The organism is Polyangium jinanense (assembly GCF_028435365.1).
Window position 1 is genome coordinate 29988 of sequence record NZ_JAGTJJ010000036.1, and the last position, 12761, is coordinate 42748.

Here is a 12761-nt window from a genome sequence, read left to right on the forward strand (position 1 = left end):
TCTCCCGAGGTCGGGGGGCACCGGACGGCAACATGCTTTCCGCCCGGGTCGTTGTGCCTCCGCGCTGCGTGGTGTAAGTGGGGCCGAGCGCGGCGCTCCCGCCGCACCGCTCTTCCGCATGGATACGACCCCCATCGAGCGAAGCCTGCGAAGCGCGGAGACCGGGACGCTCGTGGTGGACAGCCGCCTCGTCGCCCGCGTGATCAAGCGGCACCGGCGCATCGTGGGCATCGGGCTCCTGGTGCCGCACGCGTCGTGTTACGCGCTCGGGAGGGACGAGCTCCTCGCGCTCGTGCCAGCCGCGGAGCTCGGCGAGGCGGGAAAGAAGCTGCCGGAGCAGGTGGTGCTCCTGCCCCGGCCGAAGGGATCGGAGATCCTCGACGCGTCGCCGGCCGAGGTGCTGACGCGGCTCTGGCGCGGGGCGTTCCACGGGCGTGTGCACCTCGCTCTCGAAGCCGCGCGGCGCCGCGGTGCGCTCGATGAAGCGGCGATCCGGGCGCGGATCGATCGGATCGGGCAGACGGAGTTCGACGAGATCCGGCGCGTGCTCCGGGCCGACGATCTGCTCCTGCCCCCGGCCGACGACGCCGAGGTGTACACGGAGTTCGCCGCGCTCTTGCTGGAGCTGCACCACTTCGCCCCGCGCCTCGTGGCGAGGACGTTCCCCACGCTGCGAGACACGTCGCGCGCGCTCGCGGTGATCGGCGGGGACGTGGACGCGCGCGCGCTGCTCGCCGCGTGCCGGCCCGGGGGCGCGGCGGAGCCTTCGGAGACGCCGTTCGGCAAGGAGTCGACGACGCCGACGTACTCGGCGCTCCCCGCGCTCGACGTGCTCCCCGCGTTCCTGTCGCGGCGGGCGACGACGGTCGCGGGCGCGCAGAAGCTCGTGGCCCAGGCCGAGAAGGCGCGCGCCGAGGGGAACCACGTGCGGGCCGCGCTCTCGCTCCTCGCGGCGATGCCGGCGGCGGGCGAGGATCAGCAGGTGAAGCTGCGCGCCCAGGTGCAGCGGGATCTCGACGCGCTCGGCGCGCGGCTCGACGCGGCGCTCGTGGGCCCGGGCGAGAGCGCGGAGGGCGCGCCGCGGGTGCCGTGGACCTCGTCGCTGATGCCGCTCGCGGTGACGGCGAGCGAGAGGCAAGCGCTCAGGTACCCGGTCGAGGCACGGCTGCTCTACGATCTCCAGCGGGCTTGCGTGGCGCACGAGCGCGGGGCGTCGGCGGTCGATCTCGTGACATGGGCGCTCTCGCTCGGCGATCGCCCGATCGTGCGGAAGCTGCCAGCGACGCGGCCGCTCAAGATCGCGCGGCACCTGCGGAACGCGTTGCAAAAGCTAAGGCACGTGGAGATGCCGTCCGCGGATCGACGGCTCATCGCGCGGCTCCTGCGCATGGCGGTGCGGCGGGCCGAGGAGAACGTACGGAAAACGCTGCGGCCGGTCATCGAGGGGACGCTCGACGGCGTGGGCCTCCGGCCCGCGAGCGTGCCCGAGCGCGTGGCGCGGAAGAAGCTCGTCGAGGAGCTCTGCGATCAGGTGGTGGTGCGCGGGTTCTTGAGCATCGGGCAGCTCCGCGACGCGCTCTCCAGAAGCCAGCTCAAGATGGGCGACGTCGGGCTCCCGGGTGAGCTCGTGCGCGGCGATCCGCTGCTGCTCGCCGACAAGGCGCTCGATGTTTCGCTCGACGGCGTCTACCGCCGCGGCGAGGTGTACCTGCGCGCCTTGCAAAAAGTGTCGAGCGTGTTCTTCGGCACGAAGCTCGGTCGGCTCGTCACGCTCTTCGTGATCCTGCCGGCCGGTGGCGCGTTCGTGGTGCTGGAGGGCTTGCAGCACATGGTCGGGCCGGCCGCGAAGGCGCTCGGCTTCGTGCCGCCGCACCTCGTGAGCACGCCGTCGTTGCTCGTGACGACCGCCGTGCTCTTCGGGCTCATCCACAGCGAAGCCCTCCGCGCCGGCGCGATGCGGCTCCTGTCGATGCTCGGCCACGCGCTCGCGGCCGTCTTCGTGCGCCTGCCGCGGTGGGTCTTCTCGCTCGGGCCGATCCGGCGCGTGCTGGAGAGCGGGCTTGCACGGGCGCTCGCGCGCTACGTGCTCATGCCGCTCGTGGTCGCGACGATCCTCTACCTGGCCACGCCTCTGCGCGACGTTCCCGGCGTGATCGGGCCGCTCGGCGCGGCAGGCGTGTTCGTGGCGGCGAGCGTGCTGCTCAACACGCGGGCGGGCCTCGTCGCGCAGGAGGTCGTGTTCGACCAGATCGCGCTCGGCTGGGAGGCGCTCAAGGGGCGCGCGCTGCCGGGGCTCCTGCGCCTCGTGATGAGCATCTTCCGCGCGATGCTGGAGGTCTCGGAGCGCACGCTCTATCGGGTCGACGAGTTCCTGCGGTTCCGTGAGGGCGACAAGCGCGCCACGATCCCGCTCAAGGCCGCGCTCGGGCTCGTGTGGTTCTTCGTGGCGTACGTGATCCGGCTCTACATCACGCTGCTCATCGAGCCCGAGATCAACCCGGTGAAGCACTTCCCGGTGGTCACGGTCGCGCAGAAGATGCTGATCCAGCAGCTCGCGGAGATGCTGACGGTCATGAACCACGCGCTCGCCCCGCTCGGCCCGGTGATCGGCGGAACGATCGCGGCGACGACGGTCTTCCTCTTCCCGAGCGTGTTCGGCTTCCTCGTGTGGGAGTTCAAGGAAAACTTCCGCCTTTACCGCGAGAACCGCGCGAAAAACTTGGGCCCCGTACCGATCGGGCATCAAGGCGAGACCGTGGGCACGCTCATGCGCCCAGGCTTTCACTCGGGCACGTTGCCCAAGCTGTACGGAAAACTGCGGCGTGCGGCGCGGCGTGCGGATCTCGACGAGTCGCGTGGCATCGAGCACGGGCACGGCTCGCTGCGCGGCCTGCAGGAGCAGCTCGACGACCTGCGCGAGACCGTGCGGCGCGCCGTCGATCGCGAGGTGAGCGGTCTGCTCGCGGCCTGCCCCCGCTTCCGCGCGGGCGTCATCACCGTGCAGAGCGTCGAGCTCGGCTCGAACCGGCTGCGCCTGGAGCTCGCTTGCGACGCGATCTCCAAGGCAAAGACCGTGATCGCGTTCGAGGAGCAGAGCGGGCTCGTCGTGGCGAGCGTGACCGAGCCAGGGTTCGTCGATGCGCTCGACGGCTCGGATCGGATCCTCTTCGAGAACGCGATCGCCGGATTTTACCGCATGGCCGGCGTGGATCTCGTGCGCGAGCAAATCCGCGCGGCGCTCGGCGAAGACGTGCCGTACGACATCGCCGACGAGGGCCTCGTGCTCTGGCCGGGCGAGGGCTATCGGACCGAGGTGATCTACACCCTCGACGCCGGCTTCAGCGGCCCGCTCGTGCCGCCCGTGGTGCGCGGCGAGCGCCCGGCGATCGAGCCCAAGCCGCTCGATTTACGGAAGATCCTGTTCCGCGATCAGCACATCCCCTGGGCCGAGTGGGCCCTGTCGTGGCGCGAGGAGGTCGCGGGCGAGGCGCCGCGGCGGGTGCTCTTCGGCGCGTCGATCCTTCCGCCGCCGCAGCGCGAGCGGGAGCGGGTCGCGCGCCTGGCCTCGGCATGAACCACGCAAAGGGCGCCGTCCTCCTCGCGCTCGTGCTGTTCGCGCCCGCGTGCGGGCGTGACACGCTGCCCGAGCCTCCGCCGGGGAGCGCTGCCCCGAGGACCGAGGCGAAGGCCGCATCCGGGCCGCCCGAGGCCGCGGGGATCCGGTACCTCGAACGCGTGACGGGCGGCGCCGCCGCGACCGAACGGCTGCCGCTCGTGGTGGCGATTCACGGGCTCGGGGATCGTCCGGAGTCGTTCGTTCGGCTGTTCGATCCGATCGAAGGTCGCATGCGGGTCGTCGTGCCGTACGGGACGACGCCGTACAGCGACGGCTTCTCGTGGTTCCCGCTCGCGCGTCGAGATCCGGCAAAACTGGCGGAAGGCACGGCACTCGCGGCCGACGGGCTCGCGGCGATGCTGGAGGAGCTCGAACGATCGCGGCCCACACGCGGTCGGCCGATCGTGACAGGGTTTTCCCAGGGAGGAATGCTGAGCTTCACGCTCGCGGTCAAACACCCCGAGCGTATCGGCGAGGCGCTTCCCCTCGCCGGCCTGCTCGCGCCGCCGCTCTACCCGAGCTCGTGGCCGATGGGAAAATTCGCCCCAAAGGTCCACGCATTCCACGGCGACGCGGACACGATGGTGCCGCTCGCCGGCGCGACCGAGACCGTACGCACGCTCGTCGCGGTGGGCTTTTCGGCGGAGCTCACCACCTACCCCGGCGTGGGGCACACAGTGAGCGCTTCGATGCGGGGGGATTGGCAGAAGGCGCTGGAGGCAGCGGCCGCGCGGGCCGCCGCCTCCCATCCGTGACGGATTACTTGCGGCTGCGACGGCGCAGCCGCGCGAACACGGCGCCGATCAAGCCGAGCGCGGCCGCCGCGGGCACGACCGGGCTCTTCTGCTCGTCACCGACCACGGCGCAGCCGCAGCCACCTTCGTCCTCGACGATGATCGGGCCGCCGCCGGCGCCACTGCCACTGGTACCGACGCCCGCGCCGCCGCCCTCGCCGTTGCCCGAGCCAGGCTGAACGGTCACCTTCACGAGGTCGCTCGCCAGGCCCTTGCCGTCGGAGATGGTGAGCTGGAACGTGAGGGTCACATCGACCTGCGTGTTCGGCGCGACGAACGTAGGCTTCGGCCCATTGTTCGGCGTGAGCGCGACCTCGGGCCCTTCCGTCTGCGTCCACTTGTACGTGAGCGTGTCGCCGTCCGGATCGTTGCTCTTCGAACCATCGAGCGTGACCTCGTCACCGCCCGACACCACGAGATCCGCGCCGGCGTTCGCCACGGGCAGGCCCACGCAGTTCGTGCTGTCCTCCACGATCGACGCGAACGGCTTGTTCACCGCGCCCTGCACGTCGATGTCGTCGATCTCCCAGCCGTACGCGCCGGCCGCCGGATCGGTGCCGATCCGGAAGCGCAGCTTGAACGTCTTGCCGGAGAGCGAGCTGCCGAAGTTCAACGTCATCGTGTTGAAGCCCGGCCACGCCGCGTTCCGGTTCGTGAACCCTTGGCGATTCCCGAGCGGGTTGTCGGAGATGTTCGTGATCGTGCCGGTGTAGGGCACCATCGCGAACTGGGCCGCGTCCTGCCAGCTCTGCCCGCCGTCCGTCGAGATCTCGATGACGGCGCCGTCGTAGTTGACGGTGCCACCGCCCTGCGGCGGCGGACCGACCTCGAACTCGTGGCGGTGCTTCAGCGTGACCGTGAGCGGCCCGGGGCCCGCGACGATCGCCGGCGACTCGTACGCGGTGTCGCTCAGGCTGCCCGAGTCCACGCCGTGGAAGACGTGGTTCGGCGGGCCGTTCTGGATGCGGTTCCAGACCCGATCCGCGCCATCGCCCGACCTCGTCCACGTCTCGATGTCGCTCTCGGCGCTCTCGATCGCGGCCGACTCCGGCACGTTGTCGTAGTTGATGTACGGCACCTCGACGAGCGTCGACTTGGGCTCGCACGTCTCGGCGCTCGTCACGGCGATGTCGAGCTTGACCGAGCTGATGCCGGCGACCGAGCCGTCGAGCGCGACGTCGATCGTGGCCTTGGCCGTCCCGAAGGGCGGGACCGTGCCGAACTGCACCTGCGTGCCGTTCGGGAACGAAATGCCCGCCTGCTGCGCCGTCACGCTCGCGACCGCGTCCGTGAGGGGCGCGACGCCCGTGTTCTTGAGCTCGATCGTCACGCGGCCCGACTCCTGGGCGTCGAGGCGCCCGTCGGAGTCGCAGGACTGGACGGTGTCGTCGAGCCCGCCCGCGAGGTCCGAGACCGAGGCCTTGACCTCGAAGCTCTCGACCACGCCGATGTTGTCGCCCGAGTCGCGCGGCGGCGAGACCGCGCACGAGCCCGCGCCGCGCTTGGCGAAGGCCTGGGCGAGGATCTCCATGTCCTTCAGGTCGACCGTGGACGCGGCCATGAGGATCGCGTCACGCTGCTCGAGGTACGTCGCGTCCGGCGGGACCGTCTTGAGCGACGCGACGATGTAGTCGGCCATGCGGCGGCGAGCCCCTTCGAAGTCGTAGGGCGCGCCCGGCTGCTGGCTGCGCTTGAGCAGCGCGACCGTCGCCTCGAACATCATCGTCGCCCACACCTCGCCGGCGTTGTGCACCTCGGAGTTCGGCGCGGGGATGACGGCCATCGGGTGATCCGGCAGCGCCTGATCGTCGGCGATGTGCCGGTAGGTCAGGCCGTTCTTCGTCATGTCGGTCGAGTACGGGACGCGCCGGATGCCGTAGTAGCCGCTGTCGCCGAGCGTCGCCGTGGCGTAGACGCTCATGCCGAAGACGCCGTCGAGATCGTCGCCCTCGCGCAGGGCCATGTGGATCGCGACCGTGTCGCCCCAGCCCTCGCCCATGCCGCCGCACATGTTGGAGCCGCAGTATGCGAGCCGGTTGTGCAGGTAGTGACCCCACTCGTGCGCGACGATGTGGTTGTCGATCGTGCCGTCGCGCTCGACGCCCGCCGCCGAGCGGACCATCGTGGCCGTCACATCGCCGCCCATCATGGCCTGCTTGATGGCGTTGCCAGAAGCCAGCGTGACGGACAGGACGGGGATGTTCAGGGCCTGGTTCGGCTGCCCGTTCGGCATGTACGGCGGGGCGGCCTCGTTCAGGTGGTTCGCGAGGATCATGCCGATCGCGCCCGCGGCCTGCGCATTCACGGCCTTCTGCTTGAACGTGCAGGCGCCGCGATCGATGACGACGATCTTGCCGGTCACATTGTTCTTGATGGACTGGCAGCCGTCGCCGAACGTACCGGGCGTCTCGTTTGTCGTGGTCGTGGACTGGTCGTCGACGAGCGCGAGGGAGCCGGTCGTGTTGAAGACCTGCAGCCCGAATTCGGCCACGTCGGTGCCGTAGCCCGTGCCGCCGGGGTTCGTCGTGAGGCTCCGCGTGCTCGCGCCCGACCAGAGGTACATCTGCATGATCGGCGATTCGCCGTCCGCAGGCGTCTGCATGTTCGCGTTGTTACGGCTCTGGTTGTTGAGCGCGTCGTCCTGCGCCTCGGCGCGGAGCGCATCGCCTTCCTCGCCGCCGCGGCCGTAGTTGCTCTTCTGCGCGTTGCCCGCTTTCTCGTCGAAGCCCGAGTCGTACCAGTAATCGTGCAGCCAGTTCGTCACGTAGAACAGCTGCGTGGCGGCGGCCATGATCTGGTTCTGGTTCGCCGTCGGCGCGAGGTTCACGTCGTAGACCCGATCGAACGTGCCGGGGGCCGTGACGCTCGGGCGCGTGTCGCCATTGCCGAAGCCGTCCGGCTGGGCGTGGTCGGCATACGCGTCGACGTTGTTGCCGGACGTCGAGGTCGCGCCCGAGGCCAGCCACGGATCGAACGTGCCCTGGGGGTTCTTGTTGAAGCCGTCCATCGAGACCAGCACGGGCGCGATGAAGTCGGGCTGGGAGTTGTCGGGCTGGCCCGTCGGGTGCGGCGTGAAATCGGCCTGCGGGCCGTCGAGGGGGCGTTTGTCGCCGTTCGCATCGGCCCAGACCCGGTAATTGAAAACCGCGTCGTGCGAGAGGTTCTGCCGATAGAGGACGCGCCCGTCGTCTGCCGCGATCACGTAGGCGTAGAGCCCCGCGTCCTTCTGGCCGACCTCGCGCGGACGGATTTCGAGGTAGTAAGCGGGAACGAGGCGATCCGGCAGCGGGAAGAACACCTTCTTCACGCGCGCGGGGCCGGCAAACTCGTGAGCCTGCGTGGGCACCAGATCGAAGGTCTGGTAACGACCTTTTTCGCCGCGCGGCAGGAGGTTCGCCACCGGAAGATCGGTGCCGTGGAAATCCCGGAACGCACTGGCGAGGGCGCCCTGAGGTGTCACGACGAATGTGCGCGGGACGCGCTTGTTCCCGGCAAACCCGGCCGGATGGAGGTTGTTCGAGGCAGCCACGAGGCGATGGCTGCGATCGAGCATGACGTTCGCGCCGCCGCGGAAGACCTCGATGCCCTCGATCTCCTGGCCGAGACGCACGACGACGCCGCCTGCGCCGCGATCGTGAATTTCACGCACGACCGTGGCCTGGATGGCGGCTTCCGGGAGCTTCAACATCTCGGCCGCGGAGACGAGCGCCTTGCGCGCGGCGACGTCGGGCTTCGTGCTCGCGACGAGCGCCTTCGTGCCGCTCTGATCCCGCGAGGCCCAGAAAAAAGTGGGAGCGCCGGTGTGCGGGTGCACCGACGTGACGTGTCCGCCGAGGGGGGACCGCAAGACGCGCGGACCCCCGGCGGGAGTCGGCTGCGCGCGATAATAAGCATCGAAGTTCGGCAGCTCCTTCGCATGAGCGAAGGAAGCCCCGACCAGCGCTGTGAGCATGGTGAGACAACGAACGGAGCGCTTCATCGAATCCTCCACCAACGTGGACGCGCCCGCCGCCTCGATGTGAAGCGGGCGGGTGCCGGGCCAAGGAGGGAGGCGTACTCGCTTATCGCGTGAGAGGGAAGCGAATTTACGAGGAACGTTATGGTCTCACCGCGGACTGGCGCGCGCTTCCGCACGTATTCGGACGATGATGCAAGATTCCGTCGACCACGGCTTGGAATTTCCCTCCGCGCTGCTTTTCTTTCGCAATCCGAGGTGCCAGGCGCGCGACTTGTGCTAATGGCGGCGCGGCATGGTCCGTCGGTTCTTCCCGTGGTTCCTTTCGATCCTCGCCTCCGGGTGCGGCGGGACGCCCCCTCCCCTCGACCATTCGGCGCCGCCGCCGCGGATCACCACGAGTCCCGCGGCGCCGCCTGTCGTGACGCCGCCGCCGAAGCCTGCGGAACCAAGCCCTCCGGAGACCGCTCCTGCACGAGCGGTTGCTGCTCCCACGAATTCGGGTCCTCCTTTTCCGCCGCCCACGTTCACGCCGCCCCACGCCCGCACCGCCAAACCCGGCGACGGTGTCTTCACGCTCCTCGAGGAGGGCGCCGCACGCGGCACCGGCGCGCTCGCGCGCACCACGGTCCATCCACACCCGATCAAACCCCACCCGTACGTCGTCCTCGTGGCGATCGATCTGCGCCGGGTCGATCTACGCCTCGTCGCGGGCACGGAAGAGCCCACGTCGACCGTGGTGTCAAAGGATCGACGCCCCGGCCTCGTCCCGGCGGCGGATCTGTCCTCGCTGATTGCGGTGTTCAATGGCGGCTTCATGGCGAAGCACGGCCAATGGGGAATGATGGTCGACGGCGACGTCTTTCTTCCGCCGCGGGAGGACGCCTGCACGGTGGCGCTTCTCGGCGACGGGTCCGTGCGTATCGCGAGCTTCCCGGCGCTCGCGCCCATCACTGCGCAAATCCGGTCCTACCGGCAGACGCCGCCGTGCCTCATCGAGGGCGGCGCGCTCCACCCGCGCCTGCCAAACGAGGACACGGCGCGGCTCTGGGGCGCGGCCGAGGGAGGTGATCGCGAGATTCGCCGCACGGCGATCGGATTGCACGAGGACGGAACGACGCTCCTCTTCGCGATCGGTGAGTGGGTATGGGCGCGTGACCTCGCCGCCGCAATGAAATCGGCCGGTGCTGCGTCCGCCGCGGAGCTCGACATCAACTGGTCGTATACGCGGTTCCTCCTGTACGACCATTCCACCCCACCCGCCGTCGTGTCGACGCTGATCGAAAAGGTCGAATACACGAAGAGCGGATATGTATCGAAGCCTGCACCTCGGGACTTTTTCTACCTGAAGAAGAAACAGACTCCGCCATGACGGACGGCGCGGGATGCCCACTTTTCACGGGGAATGCCGCGCCTTTTCGCTCTCCGTTCGCGCCGCGCCGATCCCGACCTTGCGCCGAAACTCGCGCCAAAACCTTGCCCGGGCTACGCTCGGCGGTGATCGGTCGTACATCCAAGTCCCCCGGCTGCCCGGGCAAGGGAGGCGGGGGGAGAGGGTCGAGCCCGGCGAGGGCGGCAAGCTCGGGGATCGCCTGGACGCTCGGCGCAAGGTCCCCGAGTTCCATCTCGGACCAGCGCCGCTCATGGCGCCGGTACGTTTCGAGCGATTGCAGGGAATGCCCGGTCCGGTCCGTGATCCACGACAAGGCGCGCCCCTTGGCGAGGGAATACGTGCAGAAGAGCGCCCGAAGATCGTGCTCTTCATGAGGCCACGACTCCGCCGAGCGCGTGAAGAGCGCCGCACGACGGATCCCGGCATCCCATAGCGCCGAGCGGAGCCATTGCGCGAGCCCCGAACGTTGGATGACCGCGCATCGCGGCCCCGGAAAAAGCGGCGTCGTCGGGGTGAGGTTTTCGCCGCGCTTCCTTCGCCATTCGATCCAGGCTCGGATCATCATGGTATCGGCGGGATCCAAAGCCCATGACCGGGGATCGTTGTCTTTCGTCTTGGCGAGGCGGACGGTCGCGCGGTCGCCTTGAAAGGTGAGAGACGAAAGGGTGAGCCGCTCCGCGTCGATGAGGCGCGTCCCCTGCCGGGCTTGCCAGGCGACGAAAACGCGTAGGCACAAGGGGATCGCCGTGCAGGCGAGCAGGGTGTGCTCCTCCGCGGGCATGAGGATCTGCCGTTCGAGGTTCACCTTTGCGCGTGGCACCCATTTGGCCGGAAGGGGGAGCGTCTCGGTCCACCGGAGCGGGTAGACGGCAAGAGACAGGAGGTGACGGACGCTCGACGCGATTGACCGGACGTACCCCGGGCCGAGCCGATCGGGGATGCCCGAGAGAGCCGCCTCTCCATGATCCAGCGTCAACGCGCGGCACGGGATGCGGCCGAGCGCGGGCAAAACGTGACGGAGCCCCGAGCGATCTGCGGCGTAGCTCGTCTTCTTATGCACCCTGCCCGGGAATACGGCAGCGAGGCGGCCCGAGAGGAAAAGCTCGGCCAAGTGCCCGAAGCTTCCGGGCAGCGTGCCAGGGCTCGGCGCGAGCAGGGCGGCGCGCTCGTGAGTGAGCCCCGGCGGGATCCAGTCCAGCGCGGAGCGCTCGCCTTCGGGCAGGATGGCGCGCCCCTCCGCGGCGAGGCGAGCGAGGGCGATTGCGGCTCGCGCGGCGTCGTCGGTCGGCGCAGCGACGATCCCCGAGAGGACCGCGGCAAGCTCACCCGCGGGGCGCCCCGCGCCGAGCAGGATCGCCAGGGCTTCCCGCGCGGCGTCGAGCCGCGTCTCGGGCAGGGCGGCGAGGCTCCGCGCGAGGGATTCGAGGGCCGCGAGCGGCAAGGCTCGGCCCTCGCGGGCGAGCGTCGCGATCACCTCGCGGTAGCGCCCGGCGCGCGCGGTCGCCTCCGGTGTCTCGACTCGGCCGAGCCCGGCGAGGCGGATCGTCGTGCGCTTTCCGGCGAGGGTGATCCGGATTTCGTACCCGTTCGCGCGGAAGCAGGCTTCGCCGGTGATCGGCCGCCCGCCGCGAGAAGTTGTCCCGTCGTTTGTCGTGGTGCTAGTCAAGGTGAGCCTCCGGCCCATCTATCGTGGGTTTGGGGGTAGGCGCCTCTCTCCGGTTCCAGCGGGGGGAGGCGCCGCTTGCATTGCCGTGAGCCCCGATCATCGGGCAGAGCCCGCTTGGCTGCAAGCGAAGTTTGGAAAGCGCGGACATTGCGTGTCCGTGCAGGCGATCCAGACAGTAGCGACACGCACGCCCGGGGCTCGACTTTCGTTCGGTTCGGGCGCACATGGGCACTTCCCGTTTACTCGCGCGAGAAGGGCCCGTGATGCGAGCGGGCGTGCTGGGGGAGCGGCGCCGCCTCTCGGCGCGTCCTTGCCCCCGTTCCGGCCATTCTAGGGGCCATCGTGCCAGGGCTGCGCGGCGAGGGAGCGAGCCCGCGTCGAGGCGTCGGTGTGCGGATGTAGGTTGTTTGTCTACACACTCGCGCACATTCACGACGCAGCGGTTGACGGCGGAGACCAATATCGCGGCCGATACCAAAGCTCTCTTGGAAACGGAGTGCGCTGCCATATCGCCTCTTGCAGCCGATCCTTGTAATGCGACGGGACCTTGGCGATCGTCTCCGGAGTCATCCGGCAGAGCACGCGGACGATGGCCTCGTGGTCGGCCCGGTCCGGGCCATCGCCGTAGAAGCGATGGATCGCTGCGATGACCTCATCGACGCCCGGATCGTGACGCGCTGGGATCTCTATCTCCTCTCCGGATCTCTCCCTCCCTAATAGCCTCCCTTCCGGATCTCCCATAGAGAGAGATCTATTAGGAGAGTATGTGCGCGGCACGCACTCCGGCGAGGTGCGCGGCACGCACTCCGGCGAGGTGTGCGGCACGCACTCCGGCGAGGTGTGCGGCACGCACTCCGGCGAGGTGTGCGGCACGCACTCCGGCGAGGTGCGCGGCGCGCACTCCGGTGGGGGCTCTTCCGAGTCCGCCGGGGGTGTGCGGCGCGCACGTGGTTGACTATCCGAGGTCGGTTCCTTCTGTGTGCGGCCTGCCACCTTCGCCCTCCGCGGTGGGCTTACGGGCGCTGGGGGAGGCAATGAAGCGTCGTAGACGAACCAGGCAACCGTACCAATGAGGTAATCGTCCACTAGACGTATGTTCGTCACGCCTCGTGCATTCAATACGTATATGGCCTTTCGTACAGTCTCCGTCGACATGTAGGCGCCTGCGGCCTTGGCAAGGGTCACCTTGTGCTTACGCTCGATGGTGCCATCCCTATTGGCCTTTCGGACGAGCGTTTCCAGCACCCTCGCCTGCACGGAATCGGACGCACTCGGATGCGGGTCAAGGCGAACTTCGCCCATGTGCACGCGATCGATAGCGACGAACGTAAGCGCCA

5 protein-coding genes are annotated in these 12761 nt (G+C 69.1%); 4 read left to right on the top strand and 1 reads right to left on the bottom strand.

Going from position 1 to position 12761, the window contains the following annotated elements; translation table 11 throughout:
• Positions 1 to 118 precede the first annotated feature (118 nt).
• On the top strand, positions 119 to 3574 hold the full coding sequence (locus KEG57_RS37355) for a hypothetical protein (RefSeq protein ID WP_272425689.1): 3456 nt from the start codon (positions 119 to 121) through the stop codon (positions 3572 to 3574).
• A complete protein-coding gene (locus KEG57_RS37360) occupies positions 3571 to 4371 on the top strand; it encodes an alpha/beta hydrolase (protein ID WP_272425690.1) in 801 nt (266 codons plus the stop codon). Before KEG57_RS37355 ends, KEG57_RS37360 begins: the two co-directional genes overlap by 4 nt.
• A 4-nt stretch (positions 4372 to 4375) precedes the next feature.
• Here the strand turns inward: KEG57_RS37360 and KEG57_RS37365 are convergent, their stop codons facing one another.
• The gene (locus KEG57_RS37365) at positions 4376 to 8389 is read right to left on the bottom strand and encodes a M36 family metallopeptidase (protein ID WP_272425691.1); all 4014 of its coding nucleotides are present in this window, start codon (positions 8387 to 8389) and stop codon (positions 4376 to 4378) included.
• 271 nt (positions 8390 to 8660) lie between these two features.
• Between KEG57_RS37365 and KEG57_RS37370 the strand changes: the two genes are divergently transcribed.
• Together KEG57_RS37370 and KEG57_RS37380 are read left to right on the top strand one after the other, a co-directional pair.
• Positions 8661 to 9737, top strand: coding sequence for a phosphodiester glycosidase family protein (locus KEG57_RS37370; protein ID WP_272459385.1), 1077 nt, complete (start codon positions 8661 to 8663; stop codon positions 9735 to 9737).
• Positions 9738 to 11958: 2221 nt separating this feature from the next.
• Positions 11959 to 12141, top strand: a complete 183-nt coding sequence (locus KEG57_RS37380; RefSeq protein ID WP_272459386.1) for a hypothetical protein — start codon at positions 11959 to 11961, stop codon at positions 12139 to 12141.
• Positions 12142 to 12761 lie beyond the last annotated feature (620 nt).

Bases quoted from the DNA above. Each gene is read 5' to 3' on its own strand.
- KEG57_RS37370 (WP_272459385.1), top strand. From the start codon at position 8,661: ATGGTCCGTCGGTTCTTCCCGTGGTTCCTTTCGATCCTCGCCTCCGGG.
- KEG57_RS37360 (WP_272425690.1), top strand. From the start codon at position 3,571: ATGAACCACGCAAAGGGCGCCGTCCTCCTCGCGCTCGTGCTGTTCGCG.
- KEG57_RS37355 (WP_272425689.1), top strand. From the start codon at position 119: ATGGATACGACCCCCATCGAGCGAAGCCTGCGAAGCGCGGAGACCGGG.
- KEG57_RS37380 (WP_272459386.1), top strand. From the start codon at position 11,959: ATGCGACGGGACCTTGGCGATCGTCTCCGGAGTCATCCGGCAGAGCAC.
- KEG57_RS37365 (WP_272425691.1), bottom strand. From the start codon at position 8,389: ATGAAGCGCTCCGTTCGTTGTCTCACCATGCTCACAGCGCTGGTCGGG.